Origin of the sequence: Megasphaera paucivorans, assembly GCF_900103535.1 — a bacterium.
Taxonomy (GTDB): Bacteria; Bacillota; Negativicutes; order Veillonellales; family Megasphaeraceae; genus Megasphaera_A; species Megasphaera_A paucivorans.
Map to the genome: position 1 here is coordinate 105,938 of NZ_FNHQ01000001.1, position 24,036 is coordinate 129,973.

Genomic DNA, 24,036 nt, shown 5'->3' on the forward strand with positions numbered 1-24,036 from the left:
CTCCTACTTTGCTTCTTCCCAATTTATTCCATAATTGATGTCTACCGTCAGTGGTACAGAAAGCGCCACGACATGTTCCATGTTATCTTTTAATATTTTCGCTACTTCTTCCCGTTCTTCTTCAGGTACTTCCAACACCAATTCATCATGAACTTGTACTAACAGACAGGATTTCAGCTTACGCTGTTCCAGCTCTTTCTGAACCGCATTCATGGCCATTTTTATAATATCGGCAGCACTGCCTTGAATTGGAGTGTTCATAGCAGTCCGTTCGGCAAAAGATCTCCTATTAAAATTTTTGCTGTTAATTTCCGGGAGCATGCGTATGCGTCCAAACATGGTCTTAGCCATACCGGTCTCACGGGCATTTTCAATCAGACTATCCATATATCCGCGCACGTGATCATACCGATTAAAATATGCCTGTATATATTCTTTAGCCTGGCTACGCAAAATATTGATATTGCGTGCCAATCCAAAATCACTGATCCCATAAATAATGCCAAAATTAACGGCTTTGGCATGAGATCTCTGTTCCGCAGTAACTTGTTCAAGAGGTATACCAAATACTTCTGAAGCTGTGCGCCGATGAATATCCTGTTTTTTAAGAAAGCCGTCTATCATCGTAGGATCTTGAGAGAGGTGTGCTAAAAGCCGCAATTCTATTTGCGAATAATCCGCCGACATAATATATGTATACCCTTTTCCCGGTATAAAAAGCGAACGGATATGACGTCCTTGTTCTGTACGAATAGGGATATTCTGTAAATTGGGATCCGAGCTGCTAAGACGTCCCGTTGCCGTCACCATTTGATTAAAAGAAGTATAAATCCGGCCTGTAGATGGTAAAATAAGGGGTTCCAACCCTTCCAGATACGTAGAAATCAGTTTTTTCAAAGCCCGAAATTGCAGGATTTTAGGGATAACAACATGCCTGTCCTTTAATTCTTCTAAAACTTCAGAATCTGTAGAATACCCTGTTTTGGTTTTCTTGACTACAGGCAAACCCATTTTTTCAAACAAAACAACCCCCAGTTGTTTTGTGGAATTAATATTAAACACTTCACCTACATCATCATAAATTGCTTCTTCCAAACGATCCGCCGCCAATGATAACTCCTGTTCCATCGTACCCAGTTTTTGTACATCCACGGTAAATCCATTCATTTCCATGATTGCCAGAGTATGAATCAACGGAATTTCTATCGTATCATATAGGGAAACAAGGCCAATGTTTTTCAAAGATTCCTGTACCTGCGGCCAGACTTGCAGTGCAAATTGCGCAGCACTGGCAGCCTTATGTGCATCATCCGTCATATCTTCATCAAACGGCACGCCAAATCGTTCCGACAAATAAGATAATCCATAAGTCGTGCGTGTCGGATCGAGCAAATACGCGGCCAGCGTTAAATCTGCAAGAGGAAATTGTTCCACTTTTACATTGGCACTGCTGTAGTCAAACAAAGAGCCTTTCTCGGTTATTGCATAAGCAGCCGTAACTTTAGTCAGCATTTTACCATCAGAAGTGACCACCAGCAAAGCGTTTGGCAGCATCTTCAAATAGGCTTCTTCTTTATCGTGGGGAACCATAAGCACCCCTTCCGCCACAGCCACAGCTAAAGTCGTTACGTGTGGTACAGGCAGATTGTTCGTATACAAGGCTTCAACAGCCACTATCTGATTTGCCATTTTTTCGGGCGGCAATTCCTGTACTGTCAATAGTTGCAATTCTGGTTTATTCAATGATGTATTTACTGCAGCAAAACGATCAAACGCAGAAAAACGGTTCAGCAAATTTTTAAATCCCAAGCTGCGAAATAACGCAGTCACTTCCTCCATCCGCGGCTGCGGCAAAAACATATCAAGCGTATATTCAATAGGTACATTGCACCGTATTGTTGCAAGTTCTTTAGATAAAAAAGCTTTATCTCTGCCGTCAAAAAGTTTTTCTTTTAATTTTTTTCCGGATATTTCTTCTAAATGGTCATACACTCCTTCCAGCGTTCCATATGCCGTAATAAGCTTCAGTGCAGTCTTCTCGCCGACTCCGGGAACTCCCGGTATGTTATCGGCCGAATCGCCCATAAGTGCCTTCATATCAATAACCTGCAACGCCGTAAAACCATATTCAGTTTTCATTACTTCCGGAGTTACGGCCAGCATAGTCGTAATTCCTTTTTTCGTCAAATGAACCGTAATATCCTGATCCACCAATTGCAATGCATCACGGTCTCCTGTAACAACAGCCACTTCTACATGTTGCTTTTCCATATTCTTGGCCACAGTACCAATGATATCATCGCCCTCATACCCTTGCAATTCCAGTACAGAGATTCCCAAACAGGATAAAACTTCCCTGATAAGGGAAAATTGCGGACTTAACTCATCAGGGGCCGGCTTGCGTGTAGCTTTATAGTCATCATAGATATCATTTCGAAACGTATGTTTATCTTTGTCAAAAGCTACAGCTACATATTGCGGATTTAATTCTTCATATAACTTTAACAGCATATTTAAAAAACCATATACGGCATTCGTATATCGTCCCTGGCTGTCCGTCAATAACGGCATAGCATAAAATGCCCGATACAACAGGCTGCTGCCGTCAATAATTGCTAGTTTTTCTTTCATATAAACATCCCCGTCTATCATCGATTTTTACTACAGTTAATGCATTAAAGATTTGATAATGCTGTAACCAAAATAAATAACAGCACAGCCAATAATAAAAGGAGCCGCATATACGAGCAAACTCAACGCAGCAAAAATCACAGCTACAATACATAATAAAATAAAACCAATAGCAAACTTTATACGTAAAGGAAGTCTATTTGTTGCATAGATATGCACATGTGGATTTTGACTGTCTTCTTGTTTTCCATGTGATCGAAAAACAGTATCAAAAATAGTTTGCTTATCCTCAGCCGAATCATGCACTGAACCATCTGCATCAATAGTTTTACCACGAAAATTGTTTTTCTCTTCTCTTGAAAGAACTTGGACCCGTTCATTTTCTACAGCCGCTCGATGGCAGCTTTCACATAAACCGTCATCATATACGGCGTCTCTATCACAGTTTTTACACTTCATGATTATCCTCCCTATCATAAAAATCACAAGCGTTATCATTTTATTCACACTATCTTTTATTATAACGTAAAATTCGTTATACAAAAAGAGCAAAAAAAGAAAAAGCCACACGTATTAGGTGTGGCCTTCTTACGGTAAAATAAAATATTTCTATCTTACAATAAATTAGGCAAAAAGTTTGTAAAAACGTGACTAATAAAATAGTATGCAGCAGCCCCCATAAGAGCTGTGCAGGGAATTGTCAAAACCCATGCAAACACCATTTGTCTGGCAACATTCCAGTGTACCGCTTTTACTCGTTCTGCCGCGCCAACCCCCATAATCGAACCTGATACAACATGTGTAGTCGATACAGGAAGATGCAGCAAGGTAGCCGTCAGAATAACAAATGCCGAATTCAAGTCTGCCGCAAAACCATGAATCGGATACATTTTAAAAATTTTACCGCCTACTGTCCGAATAATTTTCCAGCCGCCCACACTGGTACCTGCCGCCATAGCTGCTGCACAAAGAAGTTTGACTACCATGGGGACTTCTAATGTACCGATAAAGCCTCCAGATAACAACGCTAATGTAATAATCCCCATAGATTTTTGCGCATCGTTGGAACCATGAGAAAATGCCATAAGTGCTGCAGACATTACCTGCAGGCGATTAGCAGATAGATTCACTTTGGCAGGCTTAAATCCCTTGCATACATGGAACACGATATGCATGATCAGATAGCCGACAATAATTGCAACTACAGGAGAAAGAACTAATGATAAAATAATTTTAAGTATTCCCAGCCCGTTTAACGCCGATATACCAACGGAAAAACAAACGGCCCCAATAAGACCGCCAATTAATGCATGGGATGAACTGGAAGGCATGCCAAACCACCATGTAACGAGATTCCAAATAATAGCACCTATCAGTCCGGCAATAATAATAACCTCGTTAATCAAATTAGCCGATATAACAATATCTCCGCCAATAGTTTTAGCAACTCCCGTAGATATCATGGCACCAACAAAATTCAATACAGCCGTACCCAGAATAGCAATTCCCGGGCGGATAGCCCGTGTTGATACACATGTTGCAATGGCATTGGCCGTATCATGAAATCCATTAATAAAATCAAAAAACAAAGCTAAGACAACAACGGCAATCATCAGATATGTATCAAGCATAGTTGTATCCACCTCTTTTTACTGCCATCTTGCATTTTTTCATAAAAACCACCATTCCCTCGATACTATTTCAATATCTCTCTTCTGGTAATACCAACGATAGAGATATTCATAACCATTTTATATTTTTTCTCATAAATAAACAGCCTATTCAATTTTTCCTATCATTCGTATATTGGCTCATACTATAGCATTCCCGCCATATGTATATATTATATTAAATATTTCTAAAAAACGGCACATACAGATACAACTTCCCTGCAATACTACTCCCCAAAAAATAACTGCCGAAAACTGTTCTCCATGTGCCGCCACAAACAGATTGTGTCATACTTGTCTCTATAGTATTTCTTTATTCTTCCTTATCGCATTTTTCTTTGTTTTTACATAGTACGAGAAACTTTTCTCCATTGATTTTTGAAAAATATTTGCGGGCCTGCATATATTTCGCCAATACATCTTTACAAACGTTTTCAACTTCAGTCATACTGTCTGCCTTTTCCACTGCCAGGTAAGATAATCGTTCTATCTCCTTGTCTGTCAATTTAATTTTACTCATAAATGACTCCCTCCTTCGATCTGATAAAATATACAAAGTTTACCATTACATCATACGAGGTACCTACCAGGAATTCAACATAAAAGCTTCATATAACCGCATAATTTACACGTTTTTTACATACCGCGCAAACTAACGCAGCATCAGTAATTCCGTTCCTTCAGTTTACGTTCAATGTCGCGTTTAGCTTCTTTCTCTGCCAAGGCTTGCCGTTTATCATACAGTTTTTTTCCCGTTGCCAGCCCTACCGTCACTTTAACTTTTCCCTTCTTAAAATAAAGGTTAAGCGGAATAAGAGTATATCCTTTTTCCTTTGTTATTCCCAATAGTTTCATAATTTCATATTTATGAAGAAGGAGCTTACGTGTCCGCAGCGGTTCATGATTAAAGCGGTTTCCCTGCTCGTATGGACTGATATGCATGCCAACAAGCAATACTTCCCCATTTTCAATACGACAAAAACTATCTTTTAAATTTACCTTTCCTTGACGCAGTGATTTTACTTCTGTTCCCGTCAATGCAATCCCTGCTTCATATGTATCATGAATAAAATAATCGTGACGAGCCTTTCGATTATCAGTTATATATTTTTGTCCTATGGTTTTCGCCACAATAGTCACCTTACCTTACCTTTTCTTTTTACTATCTTTCTTATTCTTTATTTTTTTGATTTTTTTATTCTTTTTTATTTTCTTCTTTTTCATTATATTCTTGCCTTTACGGTTTTTCTTTGCGTCCGTCATCCAATTCCGTTTGTTATCCGTATGACTGCCGCTGCGCTTTTGTCGACTCTTCGTACGATTCATCATCATTTGCTGTAAATCTGCCAACGATTCAATCGTACCCGGGACAAAATCGATTTCACATTTTTCCACATTGACTTGTGCCAATGTCACCCGAATAGGATCCCCTAAATGATATATTTTCCCACCCTGCTGCCCTACCATCGTATACGTGGCTTCATTAAATTCGTACGTATCGTCGGTAAGAAATGAAATGTGAATTAACCCCTCAATTCCGTTTTCCAAACTGACAAACAATCCAAACGGAGTAATACCGCTTACATGAGCATCGAACGGTTCACCAATAAACGGCACCATATATTCTGCTTTTTTCAAATCATCTGTTTCTCGTTCCGCTTCTACTGCCACTCGTTCTCTCGTACTGGCCTGGTTTGCCGCCATGGTATGATAGGACAGAGATTGTTCCGCTTCTTTTTGTATTAATCTTCCCCGTTCCTGGAATTTCCGAATCAATCGATGTACCATTAAATCGGGATAGCGGCGGATTGGTGAAGTGAAATGAGTATAACATTCCGATGCCAAGCCAAAATGTCCGCAATTGGCCGTGGAATAGCAAGCTTGCTGCATAGACCGCAAGGTAATCGTTTGTACCACCAATTCTGCGTCTGTCCCCTTTGCCGCATCAAGTAATTTCTGAAAATCGCGGGGAACGATATCATCTGTTTGCGGTATGGGCAAATCAAAACTGGTAAGGACCGTCCGTAAAGTTTCTATCCGTTCCTGCTCGGGAACTGCATGAATTCTATAGACAGAAGGATTTTCACTATTTCTCAAATATGCCGCTACTGTCTCATTGGCAATGAGCATACTTTCTTCTACCATTTGTTCTGCGATAGATCGTTCTCGTTTTTCCAAACGCAGCGGGTTTCCTTCTGTATCTAATATAATTTTGTATTCCGGAAAATCAAAATCAATGGCTCCGCGGCGAATCCGCATATCTTTAAGTATTTGTGATAAATCCCGCAAATCCCGAAGCATTGGCATAAACGAACATAAATCATCGGGAACAATCCCTTCTGTCAATGCTTTCCGCACTTCCGTATAATTGCAGCGGCGTTTTACCTGAATAACAGCCGGTCCTATATCAGCATGAATAACTTTTCCGTTTTTATCTATTTCCATGACACACGTCATAGAATACCTATCTTTGCCTGCATTAAGACTGCAAATACCATTCGAGAGAACGGCGGGCAGCATAGGAATGACACGATCTACAAGATAGACACTCGTACCACGGGCATAAGCTTCTTCATCAATAGCCGTTCCCGGCTTTACATAGTGGCTGACATCGGCAATATATACACCCAGTCTGAAATTCCCATTAGCCAATCGAACAACATCAATGGCATCATCTAAATCTTTTGCATCTTCCCCATCTATGGTAATGAGCTGCCGATCTCTATAATCAAATCGTCCCGCTTCCATAGCAACTAACTGATCAATATGTTCCACTTCTTCCCGAACTTCTTTAGGGAAATCAAAAGGCAGACCATGTTTAGCCATAATAACCTTGACATCCAGATCCTTATCGCCTGTATATCCTAATATTTCTGTAATTTCGCCTTCCGCTTTTCTGTTCTTGTCCGGCCATGATGTTATCGTTACAAGGACACGAGCTCCGCTGCGGGCATCTTTGGTTTTGTCAAGAGGTATAAATACATCTTCTCGGATTCGTTCATCATCAGGAGTGACAAACCCAAAGCTTTTTTGTCTATCATATGTGCCCACGATATTCTTATTAGCCCGTTCTACAACAGTTACAATCTCTCCTTCTTGCTTATGCCTGCCATTGCCATTCTGAATAACGCGAACGATGACCTTGTCATTGTTCATTGCAGTGTAACGATTCTGTTCCGCCACATACACATCATCCTGTAAATCTTCACTAATAACAAAACCAAACGAACTTGTATAGCCTTTATAAATACCCGTAACTTGAGTTTGCCCTTTATTGGGTAAATAACGACCTTCTTCAACTCTCATGAGCACTCCACTCCTTATCATTTGATCAAAGGTCTCAAATAAAACAGAAAGCTCTGAACCGGTCACATGTAATATTTCCGCACAATCTTCCACTGTTGCACCTAAAGGTGACTTATCTATACATACTTGTATTATATCATGAATACGGTTTAAATTCATATATACCTCATACTCAACAAAAAAAACAATCCGCAGGCAGCTTGCTGCCTGTTTATAAAAAAAACCTGCGGCAATTGCCGCAGGCTGTTAGCCATCAATATGTATTCATCAATCTGCCCAAAATCAATGTTAAGACAGCAAATAAAATCGATAATATGATGGTCAATTTTGATAAAAAAGCATCCATACCACGTGCTCTGCTTCCGAACAAATCTTCCGCTCCGCCGCCGAATCCTGCTCCCATTCCCTGAGTTTTACTCTTTTGAGCAACGACGACTCCAATCAGAACCAATGATAAGATGACTACTAAAATTTCCAATACGGTAATCACGCTAATCCTCCTCACACACAATCACACTTAACGATATTATTGTACACTCATTTTTCGTTTCTATCAATAGGCTGTCCCGTTTTATTTTCATCATTGCGAGATTCCAAATATCGCTCCAATTTACGCTTGACCCGCTGCAGTGCATTATCAATAGATTTAACATGGCGGTGCAAATCACGGGACATTTCATTATACGACTTACCATCTAAATATGCATTAAGAACCTGCCATTCCAAATCACTGAGGATTTCATTCATTTTCAGCTCAATATCAGCAAATTCTTCTTTGCTGATGACCAGTTCCTCCGGATCAGTTATTTTGATTCCGGCAATAACATCCATCAGCGTACGATCTGATTCCTCCGCATAAATAGGTTTATTAAGAGATACATACGAGTTAAGCGGAATATGTTTTTGCCGCGTTGCCGTTTTAATAGCTGTAATAATCTGCCGTGTCACACATAATTCAGCAAACGCCCGGAATGAAGATAACTTATCGCCGCGGAAATCACGAGTAGCCTTATATAGCCCAATCATGCCTTCCTGTATAATATCCTCTTTATCAGCTCCTATGAGAAAATAGGTCCGAGCTTTAGCTTTAACAAAATTACGATATTTATTAACAATATAATCCACAGCTTCCGTATCTTGTTTTTGCTGTGCGCAGCAAACAATTTCTTCATCTGTCATATCACTGAATCTGTTGCGTATATTTTGCTGTTCTGTATTTGCATTTATATGCATTGCCTCATCACTCTCCATATATCTGGTATATGACAGATATTATTTTTTTCGGCGAATCCGCTCTAACTTTTCAAGAACATCTTCTTTTACATGACCTCGCATTTCATTGCGTACTCCGGTTAATACATTATGACTATCGTAATGATAATGCTCTTTTTTTACCAGTGCCACATCTTCTTCCAATTCTCGTGCCGGTATTCTAAAGGCACCGGCTCCCAATATCTGATTTTGTTCCGGTCCATCAGACGTTGCCACATAAATAATTCTCCGTTCACTGCGATGCTCATAAACCATTTTTTCGATACAGCTATCGGCCGTTTCTTCTTTATCCGTAAACAAAACGAGACAATCAGTACCAACCGTCTGGCTTTTAACGCTTTCTTCCGTATACATGGCATCAAATACCAGCACCACTTTAAATCCCTTAGTCTTGCCGTAATCGGCTGCAATATCGATCAAACGTTCACGGGCATGTTCCAAGGATTTTTCAGCAAGTCCTTTCAGGAATTTCCATGAAAATATGACATTATATCCATCTATAATCAGTAACGGTTGCATTATTTCATCTCCTGCCGCTGCCGTACCACTTCATACATGAGAAGCGCAGCTGCAACAGAAGCATTGAGCGAGTTTATCTGGCCAAACATAGGGATCTGCACGAGAACATCACACTTTTCTTTGACCAGACGGGATATTCCTTTGCCTTCACTGCCGATAACAAGTACGACCGGTTCTGTTAAAGAGCTGTGAAAATAATCAGTTTCCCCCATCATATCTGCCCCGATAACCCAAAAGCCGCGTTTTTTTAAAGACTGTAAGGTTTGTACAATGTTGCCAATCTGTACAATAGGTATATATTCAATTGCCCCTGCTGAAGTTTTTCCCACCGTCTCATTAATAGGTGCACTATGCCTTTTCGGTATAAGCACAGCATCCACACCAGCACACTCGGCGGTACGTATAATAGCCCCTAAATTATGAACATCTTCCACTCCATCTGTAAGTACAAGAAAAGGTACCTTCTCCCTTTCTGACACAGCTGCCAAAACATCCGTCAAATCGGAAAAATTAACGGCAGCAGCAAAAGCAACCACTCCTTGATGACGATTCCCCGGAACTAACTGATTAAGAACCTTAGCAGGAACATTTTCCACTACTATTTTTTTGTCTCTGGCCATTTCCTTAATATGTTGTAAAGATGTTGACTCATTGCCTGCCGCCATATATATTTTTGTTATGGATCGTCCTGCCTTCAACGCCTCTGTCACACTATTGCGGCCAATAATCATGCCTTCGTCACTCACTTTTTACTCCTTCATTCCATGCACAATCCGGCAATATTCCTTCGTATATGCATAAACCTGTAACATAACATTATCTAATTTTTTTTGCTGCCTCGATAACACTAAATAGCCCACAAGCGCTTCCAAAGCAGTGCTATCATGGTATTCAGCAACCGTGGCACTTTTAGGCACCTGTGAATAGGCATTGCGCGCGCGATGGCAAATAGCTTTTTCCATTTCGTCGAGTGTTTCCTTTAGCTTGCGATATACATACGCCTGCGCTTTGGCAGAAACAAACTCAGCTGCCAGCAAATGTAATACTTGTACATTGGGGATTCCCGTATCTACTAAACGCTGCCGCATATGAAGAGCATAATATGCATCTCCCACGAAAGCCAGGGAAATAGGATCCATCATAGTAATATCCTGTTGAGGAACATCTAATGTAGTTCCTTCTGCAAATGCCATATATGCTTTATGTTTTAAGGCTTGTATTTGTTTAAATTTCACTTCTTCCAACGCGCTCCCTGCGGTGAATCTTCAATCGTAATGTCTAATTTAGTTAATTCCTCGCGAATCATATCGGCAATAGCATATTGCTTCTGGCTCCGGCATTCCTGCCGTATTTTCAAAATAACTTCCATAAGATTTTCATAATCTTTAGAACTCGCATCGGTCTTTATTTTTTCCCAGCGTTCTTCTAAAATCCCCAAAACATCTGTCATCGTATGGAAAATCCGCTTTACCTCTGCCATAACCGAAGGATCGACAGGAACACCTGCATTAACAACTGCATCTTTATAAATATTGATTTTCTTAGCTAATTCAAACATAGCCGCACTAGCCAGAGCTGTATTAAAATCATCGCTCATTGCTTCTTCAAAATCTTCTTCCACTTTCTGCGCATCACACAAAAGTTGCTTGGATTCGTCTGATCCAGCACCTCCCGGCTGATCTAAAAGAAACATAACATTATCAATTCCTGTACCTAACCGTTCTAAACTGCGAGTTGTTTCTTCAAGCCGTTCATCACTAAAATCAAGCGGACTGCGATAATGTGTGGAAATAAGGAAAAACCGCAAAGCATCCGGACTATATAGTGCCAAAATGTCTTTAACAAGGAAAAAGTTATTAAGGGATTTACTCATTTTTTCCTGATTAATAGTAATAAATCCATTATGAAGCCAATATTTAACCATAGGAGACTTACCAGTATACGCTTCAGACTGTGCAATTTCATTTTCATGATGCGGGAATATAAGATCACTGCCGCCGCCATGAAAATCAAATGTATCTCCCAGATATTTATTGCTCATGGTTGAGCATTCGATATGCCATCCAGGCCGTCCTAGTCCCCAGGGGCTTTCCCACGAAGGTTCTCCCGGTTTTGCTCCCTTCCAAAGTGCAAAATCCATCGGATTATGTTTGCGGTCATCGACTTCAATCCGGGCACCGGCCATCATGTCATCAAGCGAACGTCCGCTCAGCTTGCCGTACCCCGGAAAACTTTCCACACTGTAATACACATCATGATCTAATACATACGCAAATCCTTTTTCCACCAGAACTTCCACCATATGAATGATATCCGGAATGTGTGTCGAAACACGAGGATATATATCAGCACGACGGACATGTAAAGTATCCATCACTTCAAAATAAGATGCAATATAACGATTAGCAATAGTATCCCAGGAAACATGTTCCCCATTAGAGGCATTGATAATTTTATCATCAACATCCGTAAAATTTTGTATTAATTCTACTTCGTAGCCAATATGCTGTAAGTAGCGGCGAATGACATCCCATGTAACAAAAGGACGGGCATTGCCGATATGTGTATGATTATAGGGTGTTATACCGCAGACATACATTCTTATCTGACCCGGGGTAACGGGAATAAATACTTCTTTTTGTTTCGTGAGGTCATTATAAACTTTAATTTCTCTCATCTAATATTCCTCCTTAGCATTATAACGCAAAAAGGCCACCATCCCTGACAGAGACGGTGGCCCGTGGTTCCACTCTGTTTTATTGCAGCTTCGCCGCAATCTTGATCGCACATAACGGGTGCCACCGAACCGGCTTACTGACTTCACCCGGTCTACTCGCAAAGGCAACTCCGCAACTCCGCAATCTAATCAGGTTTTCAGCCAAGGCCCGACTTCTCTGTAAGTGCTCGTTTGCAGATAATTTTGGTCATCATATTTAATAAAATTATTCTATGTGTATCATATATCATATCGAAATAATTCATTCCTGTCAAGCATTAAAAATTAGTCAAATACGCTACCAATGGTAATGTTGCCAAACAAGACACCGTTGTAATCATGATCGCACCCAACGCACATTCTTCATCCGACTGATTCACGCGGGCAAACATGGCGACCGCAGCCATACTAGGCATCCCCGTAAGAATAGTTATAAATACGGCAATCTCTTTTGAAACATGGAAGTATTCCAATATATAATAAAAGAGCACCGGAATGGCGATCATCTTGATAAGCACAATAGCATAATACTCGATTTTTGTAATAAACCGCTTAACATCATATAAACAAAAACTTCCGCCAATATAAATTAATGACAGCGGCGTCGTTGCATCTCCTACAGCAGTGAGCGCTTGATTTATAGTTAAGGGTAATTTCCACTCCATGTAAGTACATAGTATCGCCAAAAAAATTGCCAGCATTGCCGGATTCAAAAGGTTTTTCATATTTTCCTTTACCGAATTATGGACTACCTTTTCTTTAGGCAGCGTCAAATAAAATCCGATGCTCCATAACATAATCTGATCAATGATGCTAAACAGCGCCATGTATAACATACCACGTTCCGGCAACATTCCCAGAAGCAGGGGAATACCAATAAATCCAACGTTTCCAAACATAGTCGCCGCCCAAAAAACCCGTCCGTAATTGCCTTTGAGAGAAAACACGCGGGTCAACACCCAGCCTGATACAAAAAGAATTGCGTACATGGCCAAGGTTGTCACGATGACTTCGCCCCCGCAAGACAACATATCTTCCCGGGTTGCTCCATTTATAACTTTTGTAAAAATCATGATTGGCAAAATAAGCCGCATAATCAGTTTTGATAAATTGCTTAAGTAATTTTCATCCAACGCATTAGTCTTTATACCGATAATGCCAACAAAAATTAAAACAGCAAAAATTTCCAGCTGATGCAGTAGAAGATCAACGGAACCCATGTATAACTCCTCTCTATCTATACAATTCTTCTCATCAAATAATTAATAAAAACCTCCTCGTTTCACGCTGCGTACAAACACAGCCAGCCAAACAATGGTTACGATTACATTAAATCCAAAAATGGATACATTCCATTCTTGGAATACTTGATAATACGAATAACAAAGAGCAACAAATCCCATGCTGAAAAAAAGAATAGTCATTTTATCTAGCCCAGCTAAAGACTGTTTCCAAGTCTTCTTGCTTTTATTTCGTTTTAAATCATTTCGTTTTAAATCATTTCGCTTTTTACGTTTACGACTCATTAAACGATACCTCTGCTTCTATTATATTTTATAGATAAAACCCATCATAAGTTCTATTGTATAAGAATAAACGCAACTTGACAAGAAAACTACATTTAATTATACTCATTAATTTTATTCTTTAAATAAAAATTCCATTAAAAAATGATATTTTTCATATAATTCCGCTAATTGTTCGACAGAGTATTCCTTGTAATGTTTCGACTGTGTCTGACTATCAAAAAAATTCTGTAAACAGCGCAAAAGAATCACACTATTGACAAAATAAATGGGTAATGTATTTTCATGAATACAATGCACATTTTTCTTTAAAAATCCAGTAGAATAATTCGTATTAAATGACAAATTCGTAAAATTAGTCCCACTATATTTTTCTGTCGTCGGGAGCAGCACGCCGAAAACAATAGCCGGATTAGATTTCATCTCATCCAAAATATGTTTCATATGCAATCGCCGTTCTTCCGTCGACAATTGATAAGAAAAATCAGTTAAATGAATATACCCCGTTTCCAAATACCGAATAATGGAATTTGTAGGAAGCATAAAACGTAACGATACGCGGTTAACAACAGTTTCCCATATCGCATGAACTCGCTGTACCCATTCCTCCGTTGCCGGTTCAAGATTACCCATTTTTGCAGCTTTTAGTAAAGACTGAAAAACTTCATCCGGCAAAAGAAACTCGAATCCATTCGCACAAAAGAAAAAAAACTTATCCGATGCGTAAAATGTATCTCTAAATCCAAACCGATCCATCCCCAGCGTCTTCTTCGGCTGCAGTACAATAGGCTGCGTCATAATAAAAGATTTGCACTTATTATAAATATCTTTTACCTGATGTGAGTCATAAACAACCATACTCATATCAATGTAGCCCTCCGCATTGACATAATACAAAATAACCGCTTTATTTTCTATGGCAATGATATTATCATATAGCTTTGAGGATTTTTCATAAATAGTAAAATCAAAATCTAAAAAATCATTTAAACATTGAAATATACTTCCTGTTGCATTAATAGAGTCTTTCTGCAATTCATTTAAATTTAACGCAACATGAATATTACACGGAAATTCTTTCATTTTTATATCATAAAATATTTGCCAAAAATGATTTTTAACTAAATTTAAAAAATCACCGGTAATAACAATATTCGCCGGTTCTGCCAACTCTTCAAGCTTTGATCTTACTATATGCTGTATTAACGTCTGACATTCTGACATTCCTATGGAAAGACTGGAATGTTCAACAGTAACTGTATTATTGCAATCTTGCTTCTCTTTCAAAGAAGCGCGGTAGGCATTCCCTAAATATTGATAAATCGTAAAGGATAAATCTTCTTCTCCCCATTCATCGGAATGTAAAAATACTCTTGAAAATTCTTTTCGCTGCTTTTGTTTAAGTATGATGGAAGCAAGAAAATCAGCAATTTTTTGATTAATGCAATCTACATTTTTAGCTGCCGGCAGCCGTGCTCCGGTCGTCCATTTACTTACATAGGATAAATCATATTCTATTGCCTGCGATAACACATTATATCGAACATGTGCAAAATCTAATAATTTTTTTAAGGCCTCCGCATATTTTTTTATTTCCATTACATCTCACCTTCTTTTATGTAGTAACCAACCCCTTGATTTACCTCAACCTCGTCCCCTCTGTTCAATGTGTTCATTATATCATTAAATAACAAATTAATTATAGTTTTGTATCATACAAAAAAGGCAAAACAGAAATAAATCTGCTCCGCCCTTGTATTTAAACAAGCTGTCATTTTAAAATATTACACAATCCCTGTAACCATATACAAGAAAACAGCAAAAAATGCCATTGCAAATTTTAATAACGTAATACCAAAGATATCCATATATGATTCTCTATGGGTTAACCCGCAAATAGCCAGTGTCGTAATAATTGCACCATTATGAGGCAGTGTATCCATTCCTCCGGCCGCCATGGATGCAACGCGATGCAGTACTTCCGGAGGAATACCTGCGGCGGTAACCGCTTGCAGCCAATGCGCGCTGAATATTTCAAGAGCAATTCCCAGTCCGCCTGTCGCAGACCCGGTAATGGCTGCCAAAACATTAACCATAATAGCTGCATTTAATAACGGCATGCCTTCCCCTATGCTGTATAAAGAATTGGCAATTTCCGTAAAGCCTGGCAAAGAGGAAATAACACTGCCATACCCTACTTCAGATGCTGTATTCATAATAGCCAGCAAAGATCCAATAGCACCTGCATTTAATGCCGTTTTCAGACTAACTGACTTCGGCATAAATCGATACCCCAGCGAACAGGACATAATAATAGCAATTAGCAAACCTATAATTAATGACCAAATAGAAATGACGCTTTTTACAGTTTTTGCCGTAAGCGGCAGGCCTGCTTTTTGAAAAGGTGCTACTAAAGCTTGATCCCAAGTAAAAACAAAGGAAAGATAGAAACTGACCGCCAGAACAGCAATAAGCGGTAACACAGACAGATACCAGGGCGGCGTTAATTGATCCGGATCAATCGTTGCTTCGTTCAACGTATGATTTCCATATCCTTCCCCTTTTTTAACTGCAACTTTCCTTCTCCAATTCAAATACACATAGCAAATAACTAACGTTATAACCCCGCAGATAGTTCCTAATTTAGGTGCAGCATAAATAGTCGTTCCCAAATAAACCGTAGGAATAATATTTTGCAATTGAGGCGTTCCTGGCGCCGAATCCATGACCATGGTCAAAAGTCCCGCCGTTAATACTGCCGGTATTAATCGTTTAGGTATTTCTGCTTCTTTAAATACGGCAGCCGCAAAGGGATAGATAGCAAATACAGCTACATATACACTGACTCCGCCATACGCTAAAATAATACAAACAGCCATTACCGACAAAATGGCTTTATCTTTTCCAAGTTTACGGATAACCTCTTCCGCTATGCTTCTCGCCATACCGGTTACTTCCATCACCTTTCCAAAGACAGCACCTAATAAAAATATAGGAAAAAATGATTTAACAAATACGACAGACTTTCCCATAAATAATTCGGTATACGCCGGCAATACATGGTAATCCGCCATACTAGCGGCAACTAAAGCACATACTGGAGCAAATAAGATGACCGAAAACCCGCGATATGCAATCGTCACCAACAAACATAAACTAATGATGATCATAATAACATCCATACTACATTACCTCCTCGGTTCTTCTATTGCGAAAAAGCTGTGAATTAAGTTGTTCCATATTATGTAATTCACAGCTTTCTGTCCATTTAAAATTTATTGTCCTGTAAACTTGGGTTTTCTTTTTTCAACAAATGCACCCATTCCTTCTTTTTGGTCCGCAGTTGCAAAACAAATCGCAAACACTTCATCTTCATAAGCAATTCCGGTTACGATATCACAATTTAATCCGCGATTAATTGCCGCTTTTGAAAGCTGGACTGCAATAGATCCTTTAGATGCAATCAACTTCGCTGTTTTCATTACTTCTTCCATCAAACACGCCTGCGGGAAGACTTCATTTACCAAGCCTATATCAAGCGCTTTTTGTGCATCAATGATTTTCGCTGTATAAATCATTTCTTTCCCCTGTCCGCGGCCTACTACTCTCGGCAACCGCTGCGTTCCGCCAAATCCAGGAGTAACTCCCAATCCAACCTCAGGCTGACCAAATTTTGCATTATCTGAAGCATATCGAAAATCGCAAGCACAGGCAAGTTCACACCCACCGCCTAAAGCATATCCGTTGACAGCGGCAATAACTGGTTGTGGAAGATTTTCTATGCGCGTAAAGGTGTCCTGTGCCATTTTTCCGAATAAACGCCCTTCTATCGGAGTCATATTCGACATGGCAACAATATCCGCACCTGCCACAAAAGACGTATTGCCGCTACCCGTAACAATAACAACTTGTATATCTTTCGACTTTTCAATTAGTCCTATGCATGCATTTAATTCTTCTACGGTCTCCGGATTCAGTGCATTCAAGGCTTTCGGCCGATTGATCATTACAGTAGCAATACCTTCTTCTTCTTTATATATTACGTTATTAAATTCCATATAAGCCACCTCATATACTGTTATTTACTTCTTGTTATGATTCCCTTGTCGAGATACTGTTGAATCACTTCCTCTGTATAGCCATATTCTTTTAATATGGCTATACTGTCTTGACCAATTTTCGGCGCCGGACAATTTACTGTCGGTTTAATCTCATCTGCTGCTGCCGGTTCCGACAAACAAAACCGCACGGGTGTCATAGCTTGTTTTGTCTTTGTCCCATCAAAATTCATAACGGGCACGATATACTCGTTCTCCAGTGCTTGCGGATCTGTTAAGGTATCCTTTACATGACGGATACAATCATATGCAATATCCGCTTTCTTCAAACGCTCTTCCATTTCTTCTCTTGTATGTCCGGCAAAAGCTTGTCCAATAATTTCCACCAATTCCGGTGCATTTTTTTTCGCATCAACAAATTTATAAAACCGGGGGTCATCAACCAAATCCGGTCGCCCTGCAACATCTTTCATCAGAGTATTATAGTATCTCTCATGCTCCAATATGCTGATATATATCCAGTTGCCATCGGCACATTTAAAACTATCCATAACCGGAGACATGGGATTTTTCCTTGTTTTAGGATATTCATCACCATATTGAGTTGCTACGACCAGCGCGCTGCTGTTCCAAATTGCTTGGGCAAATAACGACACCATAATCTTACAGCCTTTTCCCGTTTGTACCTTATTGAATAACGCTGCTGCAATTCCTCCTGCCAAAGAGCAAGAAGTCGTAGCATCTCCAAATCCATAGGGTGCGTTAATGGGTGAAGTATCTTTTTCCGCAAAATCCATCATAGCACCGGACCTCGCCCAAAAAGCAACTACATCAAACCCCGGATTGTCCTTGGCCGGTCCAAAATCACCATATCCATTCAGCTGTGCCCAGATAATATGCGGATATTTTTTATTTATTGTTTCATAATCAAGACCTAAACGTTTTAATGCTCCCGTTCTATAGCTTGATACAAACACATCGGCGGTTTCCAATAATGTATCCAATATGGATTGACCTTCTTCTGTTTTCAAGTTAAGGGACAATCCTCTTTTATTTGCATTATATGTATCATATAAGGGATTGCAATTCTCATCAACAGGCGCTTTTAACGAGGTTCCCGAACTGCGGATCGGATCGCCAAACGGCGGCTCCACTTTAATAACATCAGCTCCCCAGTCAGCCAATATTTTTGCAGCACCCGGTCCTGCCACAAAATAGGTTAAATCAATTACTTTTACTCCTTTTAAAGGATGAAACATAGCATACACTCCTTTTTATAATATATTCAATGTATTATTTTAATATTTCACGGCTGATAACAACTCGTTGAATTTGATTCGTCCCTTCATAAATTTGTGTGATTTTAGCATCGCGCATCATTCTTTCAACAGGATACTCTCTGGAATACCCATATCCCCCCATAATTTGTATAGCATTTAAAGCTACTTGTACCGCCATATCAGAAGCAAATGTCTTTGCCATTGCCGCCTCTGTTCCAAACTTCACATTTGCATCCTTTAATTCGGCTGCATGATAGGTCAGTTGTCTAGCTGCTTCAATTTGAATTGCCATATCTGCCAACATAAATCCAATAGATTGATTTACACAGATGGGTTTACCAAACTGTTCTCTCACCTTAGCATAATTTCGAGCCTCTTCATAAGCTCCTGCAGCAATTCCCGTCGCCAATGCAGCAATTCCAATCCGCGCAACATCCAATGTCATCATAGCAATCTTAAAACCTTCCCCATCCTTACCTAACTGATTTTCTAAAGGGATTCTGCATTTATCAAAAATAAGCTCTGTTGTCGAAGAAGCCCGAATACCCATTTTAGATTCATGTTTACCAATAGAAAAACCGGGAGTTTCCTTTTCTATAATAAAAGCGGCCAATCCTTTAACCCCTTTAGCCCTATCTTTCGTAGCAAATACAACAAACGTATCCGCAGCTCCGCCATTGCTAATGAAGCATTTACTGCCATGTATAACATACTCTTTTCCATCCTGTACTGCTGTCGTTGCCACTTTAGCCGCATCAGAACCTGCCCCCGCCTCAGTCAAAGCAAACGCTCCAATGGAGTTTCCCGCAGCTAACGAAGGAATATATTTTTCTTTTTGTGCATCTGTTCCAAACATAAGAATAGGCAATATTCCCGCTGCATTATGGACAGCCACAATAGTAGCTGTAGATGCACAACCTTTGGCAATTTCTTCCAGAGCCGCCACACTCGACACCATATCCATGTCAGCTCCATCATATTTTTCAGGAACTGACATTCCCATAAACCCTAACTTTCCTAACTGTTTTATGTTTTCCCAAGGAAATTCTTCCGTCTCGTCATATTGTTTCGCCATAGGAGCAATTATTTTTTTTGTAATATCACCAGCTACCTTTTGAATGGCTTTTTGTTCTTCATTTAAAAACATGTACTCATCTCCTCATTTTGTATTTAGTATGCATACTTGTATTATTTATGATTTTATTATAACTATTAAAAAATGGAACTATAGACACAAGTACTAGACATCTTTGTAGTGATTTTTTTCACAATTAATATCAACTTATTCCATATTTCATATGCTTGACATCACTATATGTCCATTTTGTCCAGACAATAAAAAAATCCTTATCAAGTCATTACATAGTAATAACTTGATAAGGATCTTTATAAAAATTACTTACCCTTCATCTTTTTTGTTTGAACAGCCAGTCACGCAGCGCATCAATTTCATATACCTGATCAAAATAAGACGGATACTCCTTCGGATTAATTTTATCAAAAGGAACATTCCCTAAAGCAAAAGAAGCAAAATAAACATGGGATTTTTTATTTTTTGATATTTCCTTGTCAATTTCTTTTGTTAACTCCTTAGAATCTTTCTTTACATCTAATTGCATAGCAACAGCATTCGCTCCTGATGATTTCATCAAAGGCAGCAGTTCGTTTTGTCCTGCCATAGCCTGTGAATCTCCGGCCGCAGCAATATAGAAAAAGTTCTGTGCTCCTAACGGTTTAAGCTGTGCTGCACTCCATTGACCTGATACAACAAGCGCTGCAGCATATAAATCAGGATTCTCAGCCGCCAAATACATCGTCAACATGCCACCCATAGATTGTCCGGTTCCATAAATGCGTTTTTCATCAATTCCGTATTGAAGTGCAACAGAATGGATCAATCGGGCAGTTGCTTCTGCCTCATCACTGACTTTATACCCATCCTGATCATCAATTACTACCTTTTTATACTGTGGTACAAGGACAAAACAGGGGTGCTTTTTTTGTTCCTGTTTAGTTGCCCAAATAATACCGCCGTATCCTTGCTTCAAAGGAGCCTGTACATCTTCTCCCACCGTACGGGCATCCCCGATAAATACGACCAGAGGATAATTTATGATGCCGCCAGGTCTATATTCTGCCGGTATATACAAATTATAAGATATAAAAGTTCCCGTTTTCCGATCATGATAAGAATATTGATGGAAATTTCCCTGTGTCTCTTTTATCATATCCTGCAATTTCTTATCTGCACGTCCTTCCGACGCGGCAAATTGCATATCCTTTTTGTCCACAGAAAGTACGTGATGTTTTTCTGCCTGTCCTGATACTGTCGAAATTCCATCAGCAGCCAAGCTCAGTCCGCCGATCTGACAAGCAAAAATCAAGGCTATCAATAGCTTTCCCGCGCTTTTCATTACTGTATCCTCCCCAAACGTTCCAACACCTTATCCCGACCCATAAGAGCCACAATAACATTGAGATCAGGGCCATGCATAACACCTGTAACTGCTACCCGGATAGGCATATATACAAATTTTCCCTTTATTTTCAAACCTTTTTGAATTTTTTTAAATAGAGGTTGTACCGTATCCGGCGTCACTTCGGGAAGTGACAGCAATTCCTGTCGGAACATTTCAAGAACTGCCGGAGCTGTCTCTTCTTGCAGAACAGCCGCTGTTTCTTCATTTTCCGGCATGTAATCTTCTGTGAAAAATACTTTCGCCGGTTCTACAACTTGTGCTCCATATTGGATATGTTCACGCAGTGCCCAAATCATTTGTTTTAACCAAGCGATTTCTTCAGCGTCCGGTTGTTCCGCCACATATCCTGCTGCCTGCAAATGAGGCAGACAAATCGCATAAAGTTGATTTTCATTTAACTGCTTCATATAATGAAAATTAATCCAATTTAACTTTTCAATATCAAATACGGCTGGATTTTTAGCAACCCGGTCTAAGGAAAATTGTTCAATCAACTCTTCTTTACTGAATATTTCCTGATCACTATCCGGCGTCCACCCTAAAAGCCCCAAAAAATTAAACAACGCTTCCGGCAGATACCCCATGTTTTTATATTGTTCTACCGATGTAGCCCCATGCCGTTTACTCATTTTTTTCTTATCCTTACCAAGAATAAGTGATACATGAGCAAACTGTGGAACCGGAAAATTTAAAGCATGATATAAAACCAATTGCCGTGGTGTATTTGACAGATGTTCTTCTGCACGTATCACATGGGTAATATGCATCAATGCATCATCCAAAACAACACAATAGTTATAAACAGGAATCCCATCGGACTTAACAATAACATAATCCCCGACAATATTCGAATCAAATTCTACATGTCCGCGAACAAGATCATCAACAGCTAAAATTTCATTTTTAGGCGTAACGATCCGAACAACATGCGGCCGTCCTTCTCTGAGATACTGTTCAACCGTTTCTTTTGGTAAATTTCGGCATTTTCCGCTGTATACCGGCGTTTCACCTTTATCCATCTGCGCCTGGCGTTCAACTTCCAATTCCTCGGGCGTACAAAAACAATAATAGGCCTTACCTTCGGCAATCAGTTGATCAGTATACTTTTGATATAAATCCAAACGTTCCATTTGACGATACGGTCCGTATGAACCGCCTGCATCAATGCCTTCATCCCAATTAATACCCAGCCATTGCAGGGATGCTTTAATATTTTCTTCTGATTCACGTGTAGATCGTTTCTGATCCGTATCTTCAATACGCAATACAAATTTACCATTCGTATGTTTAGCTACAAGATAATTAAACAATGCCGACCGAGCTCCGCCAATATGAAACGGACCGGTAGGACTCGGAGCAAAACGAACCCGTACTTCTTTAGACATTAAAATTCCTCCCATACTATTCATTCTCCGGCACAACAACCATAGCTGACGCCTGCGCTGCCATACCTTCTTCCCTGCCGATAAAACCCAAATGTTCCGTTGTTGTCGCTTTAACTGCCACAACCGATGCAGGTATATGTAATGCCGCGGCAATATTCGCGGCCATTTTATCTATATATTCCTTTATTTTAGGGCGCTGTGCTAATAAAATTACATCGATATTAACGATGCGGCAGCCTTTATTCTGCAAAATACGCCATACTCTTTCCAATAAAAGCAAACTAGAAATATCTTTAAATTCCTGCGAAGAATCAGGAAAATAAGTTCCAATATCCTTAAGTCCTGCCGCTCCCAGCAATGCATCCATGACAGCATGTATAAGTACATCTGCATCAGAATGTCCATCCAATCCTTTTTCAAAAGGAATCGTTACTCCTCCAAGAACCAATTTGCGCCCTTCTACTAAAGGATGCACATCATATCCACAGCCAACATGGGGAACAGAGGCTCCTCTCATATAAAATTCCAAGACGGGTATATCCTCCTTTGTTGTCACTTTTCGATTCCGTTCATCGCCGGATAAAATGACTACAGGCTCACCAAGTGCTTCCACAAAAGAAGCATCGTCAGTAGCGGACAGATGATGTTCCTTTGCATATTCATAGGCCGCCAGCAAGGTCGAATGATGAAATATCTGTGGTGTCTGCACAGCAATAAGACGGCTGCGCTCCAAGGTGTGCAGCTTAGCCGCCGGAGTCTCGTCGTCTTTTTCTTTAATCGTATCCTTTACAGAAATTGCATACACGGCTGCTTTCGCATTTTTCATAGCAGCCAGTCCCTTGTCGAACCAATCCGGTCCTGCCCACGGCCTGGCTCCATCATGAACCATAACTATATCGGTAGATGCACTGCAGGCCAGCAGCCCATGATACACCGATTCCTGCCGTTCTGCACCGCCATCTGCATAGCGGACTGGAACAGACGGATGAAAAAAAGACACCATTTTTTGTATATCTGCGCGATCCTCTATAGAGGTAACCAGAATAACCTCATCTATAGATTTTGCTGCAAAAACATGATCCAGTGTATGCGCCAGCACCGGACGACCACAGAGCGGGTAGAACAGCTTATTCCGTATATAACCAAAACGAAGTCCAGCTCCCGCTGCTACAACAATAACACTTACCTTCACA

Annotated in this window: 22 protein-coding genes; all 22 read right to left on the bottom strand. The window is 39.9% G+C overall.

The features are described 5' to 3' along the window. Positions 1-3: 3 nt before the first annotated feature. Positions 4-2,631, bottom strand: coding sequence for a DNA polymerase I (gene polA / locus BLR11_RS00540; protein WP_091647243.1), 2,628 nt, complete (start codon positions 2,629-2,631; stop codon positions 4-6). Positions 2,632-2,667: 36 nt separating this feature from the next. Beyond that, positions 2,668-3,090, bottom strand: coding sequence for a hypothetical protein (locus tag BLR11_RS00545; protein ID WP_091647244.1), 423 nt, complete (start codon positions 3,088-3,090; stop codon positions 2,668-2,670). A 155-nt stretch (positions 3,091-3,245) separates the two neighbouring features. After that, complete coding sequence (locus BLR11_RS00550) at positions 3,246-4,262, bottom strand: inorganic phosphate transporter (RefSeq protein ID WP_091647246.1); 1,017 nt, start codon at positions 4,260-4,262, stop codon at positions 3,246-3,248. A gap of 352 nt (positions 4,263-4,614) precedes the next feature. After that, positions 4,615-4,821 (bottom strand): hypothetical protein, encoded by a 207-nt coding sequence (locus BLR11_RS00555; protein ID WP_091647248.1) that lies wholly within the window; start codon positions 4,819-4,821, stop codon positions 4,615-4,617. Positions 4,822-4,964: 143 nt separating this feature from the next. Next, on the bottom strand, positions 4,965-5,432 hold the full coding sequence (smpB, locus tag BLR11_RS00560) for an SsrA-binding protein SmpB (protein ID WP_091647250.1): 468 nt from the start codon (positions 5,430-5,432) through the stop codon (positions 4,965-4,967). A gap of 15 nt (positions 5,433-5,447) precedes the next feature. Beyond that, the gene (gene rnr, locus BLR11_RS00565) at positions 5,448-7,766 is read right to left on the bottom strand and encodes a ribonuclease R (RefSeq protein WP_091647251.1); all 2,319 of its coding nucleotides are present in this window, start codon (positions 7,764-7,766) and stop codon (positions 5,448-5,450) included. Between the two features lie 94 nt (positions 7,767-7,860). After that, positions 7,861-8,097 (bottom strand): preprotein translocase subunit SecG, encoded by a 237-nt coding sequence (secG, locus tag BLR11_RS00570; protein WP_091647253.1) that lies wholly within the window; start codon positions 8,095-8,097, stop codon positions 7,861-7,863. Between the two features lie 47 nt (positions 8,098-8,144). Then, positions 8,145-8,840 (bottom strand): RNA polymerase sporulation sigma factor SigH, encoded by a 696-nt coding sequence (sigH, locus tag BLR11_RS00575; RefSeq protein ID WP_091647254.1) that lies wholly within the window; start codon positions 8,838-8,840, stop codon positions 8,145-8,147. A gap of 39 nt (positions 8,841-8,879) precedes the next feature. Continuing rightward, positions 8,880-9,398 (bottom strand): NYN domain-containing protein, encoded by a 519-nt coding sequence (locus tag BLR11_RS00580; RefSeq protein ID WP_176762811.1) that lies wholly within the window; start codon positions 9,396-9,398, stop codon positions 8,880-8,882. Continuing rightward, on the bottom strand, positions 9,398-10,129 hold the full coding sequence (gene rlmB, locus BLR11_RS00585; RefSeq protein ID WP_176762826.1) for a 23S rRNA (guanosine(2251)-2'-O)-methyltransferase RlmB: 732 nt from the start codon (positions 10,127-10,129) through the stop codon (positions 9,398-9,400). Before rlmB ends, BLR11_RS00580 begins: the two co-directional genes overlap by 1 nt. 18 nt (positions 10,130-10,147) lie before the next feature. After that, positions 10,148-10,633 (bottom strand): Mini-ribonuclease 3, encoded by a 486-nt coding sequence (locus BLR11_RS00590; RefSeq protein ID WP_091647473.1) that lies wholly within the window; start codon positions 10,631-10,633, stop codon positions 10,148-10,150. Then, complete coding sequence (cysS, locus tag BLR11_RS00595) at positions 10,630-12,075, bottom strand: cysteine--tRNA ligase (protein ID WP_091647259.1); 1,446 nt, start codon at positions 12,073-12,075, stop codon at positions 10,630-10,632. Before cysS ends, BLR11_RS00590 begins: the two co-directional genes overlap by 4 nt. Positions 12,076-12,392: 317 nt before the next feature. Continuing rightward, a complete protein-coding gene (locus BLR11_RS00600; RefSeq protein WP_091647261.1) occupies positions 12,393-13,334 on the bottom strand; it encodes an AEC family transporter in 942 nt (313 codons plus the stop codon). Between the two features lie 42 nt (positions 13,335-13,376). After that, positions 13,377-13,640, bottom strand: a complete 264-nt coding sequence (locus tag BLR11_RS00605; protein WP_091647263.1) for a hypothetical protein — start codon at positions 13,638-13,640, stop codon at positions 13,377-13,379. A 114-nt stretch (positions 13,641-13,754) separates the two neighbouring features. Then, entirely contained in the window at positions 13,755-15,239 is a 1,485-nt protein-coding gene (locus BLR11_RS00610; RefSeq protein WP_091647264.1) for a hypothetical protein, read from the bottom strand. A 185-nt stretch (positions 15,240-15,424) separates the two neighbouring features. Beyond that, on the bottom strand, positions 15,425-16,822 hold the full coding sequence (locus tag BLR11_RS00615) for a GntP family permease (RefSeq protein WP_091647266.1): 1,398 nt from the start codon (positions 16,820-16,822) through the stop codon (positions 15,425-15,427). 93 nt (positions 16,823-16,915) lie between these two features. Next, positions 16,916-17,698: an enoyl-CoA hydratase-related protein gene (locus BLR11_RS00620; protein WP_091647268.1), complete on the bottom strand. Its 783-nt coding sequence runs from the start codon at positions 17,696-17,698 to the stop codon at positions 16,916-16,918. A gap of 20 nt (positions 17,699-17,718) precedes the next feature. Then, positions 17,719-18,957, bottom strand: coding sequence for a CaiB/BaiF CoA transferase family protein (locus BLR11_RS00625; RefSeq protein WP_091647270.1), 1,239 nt, complete (start codon positions 18,955-18,957; stop codon positions 17,719-17,721). Between the two features lie 34 nt (positions 18,958-18,991). After that, on the bottom strand, positions 18,992-20,125 hold the full coding sequence (locus BLR11_RS00630; protein ID WP_091647272.1) for an acyl-CoA dehydrogenase family protein: 1,134 nt from the start codon (positions 20,123-20,125) through the stop codon (positions 18,992-18,994). A 259-nt stretch (positions 20,126-20,384) separates the two neighbouring features. Continuing rightward, a complete protein-coding gene (locus BLR11_RS00635) occupies positions 20,385-21,392 on the bottom strand; it encodes a carboxylesterase family protein (RefSeq protein WP_091647274.1) in 1,008 nt (335 codons plus the stop codon). Then, entirely contained in the window at positions 21,392-22,843 is a 1,452-nt protein-coding gene (gltX, locus tag BLR11_RS00640) for a glutamate--tRNA ligase (protein WP_091647276.1), read from the bottom strand. The genes BLR11_RS00635 and gltX overlap by 1 nt, the downstream gene beginning before the upstream one ends. Positions 22,844-22,859: 16 nt before the next feature. Continuing rightward, positions 22,860-24,035: a 2-C-methyl-D-erythritol 4-phosphate cytidylyltransferase gene (ispD, locus tag BLR11_RS00645; protein ID WP_091647278.1), complete on the bottom strand. Its 1,176-nt coding sequence runs from the start codon at positions 24,033-24,035 to the stop codon at positions 22,860-22,862. Between the last annotated feature and the right edge of the window lies 1 nt (position 24,036).

What these genes read in the sequence shown, in the direction of transcription:
- BLR11_RS00635 (WP_091647274.1), bottom strand. Translation starts at nt 21,392, where the DNA reads ATGAAAAGCGCGGGAAAGCTATTGATAGCCTTGATTTTTGCTTGTCAG.
- rlmB (WP_176762826.1), bottom strand. Translation starts at nt 10,129, where the DNA reads ATGATTATTGGCCGCAATAGTGTGACAGAGGCGTTGAAGGCAGGACGA.
- BLR11_RS00620 (WP_091647268.1), bottom strand. Translation starts at nt 17,698, where the DNA reads ATGGAATTTAATAACGTAATATATAAAGAAGAAGAAGGTATTGCTACT.
- BLR11_RS00545 (WP_091647244.1), bottom strand. Translation starts at nt 3,090, where the DNA reads ATGAAGTGTAAAAACTGTGATAGAGACGCCGTATATGATGACGGTTTA.
- polA (WP_091647243.1), bottom strand. Translation starts at nt 2,631, where the DNA reads ATGAAAGAAAAACTAGCAATTATTGACGGCAGCAGCCTGTTGTATCGG.
- BLR11_RS00550 (WP_091647246.1), bottom strand. Translation starts at nt 4,262, where the DNA reads ATGCTTGATACATATCTGATGATTGCCGTTGTTGTCTTAGCTTTGTTT.
- BLR11_RS00605 (WP_091647263.1), bottom strand. Translation starts at nt 13,640, where the DNA reads ATGAGTCGTAAACGTAAAAAGCGAAATGATTTAAAACGAAATGATTTA.
- BLR11_RS00615 (WP_091647266.1), bottom strand. Translation starts at nt 16,822, where the DNA reads ATGGATGTTATTATGATCATCATTAGTTTATGTTTGTTGGTGACGATT.
- BLR11_RS00555 (WP_091647248.1), bottom strand. Translation starts at nt 4,821, where the DNA reads ATGAGTAAAATTAAATTGACAGACAAGGAGATAGAACGATTATCTTAC.
- BLR11_RS00580 (WP_176762811.1), bottom strand. Translation starts at nt 9,398, where the DNA reads ATGCAACCGTTACTGATTATAGATGGATATAATGTCATATTTTCATGG.
- BLR11_RS00600 (WP_091647261.1), bottom strand. Translation starts at nt 13,334, where the DNA reads ATGGGTTCCGTTGATCTTCTACTGCATCAGCTGGAAATTTTTGCTGTT.
- sigH (WP_091647254.1), bottom strand. Translation starts at nt 8,840, where the DNA reads ATGCATATAAATGCAAATACAGAACAGCAAAATATACGCAACAGATTC.
- gltX (WP_091647276.1), bottom strand. Translation starts at nt 22,843, where the DNA reads ATGTCTAAAGAAGTACGGGTTCGTTTTGCTCCGAGTCCTACCGGTCCG.
- BLR11_RS00610 (WP_091647264.1), bottom strand. Translation starts at nt 15,239, where the DNA reads ATGGAAATAAAAAAATATGCGGAGGCCTTAAAAAAATTATTAGATTTT.
- rnr (WP_091647251.1), bottom strand. Translation starts at nt 7,766, where the DNA reads ATGAATTTAAACCGTATTCATGATATAATACAAGTATGTATAGATAAG.
- BLR11_RS00625 (WP_091647270.1), bottom strand. Translation starts at nt 18,957, where the DNA reads ATGTTTCATCCTTTAAAAGGAGTAAAAGTAATTGATTTAACCTATTTT.
- cysS (WP_091647259.1), bottom strand. Translation starts at nt 12,075, where the DNA reads ATGAGAGAAATTAAAGTTTATAATGACCTCACGAAACAAAAAGAAGTA.
- BLR11_RS00630 (WP_091647272.1), bottom strand. Translation starts at nt 20,125, where the DNA reads ATGTTTTTAAATGAAGAACAAAAAGCCATTCAAAAGGTAGCTGGTGAT.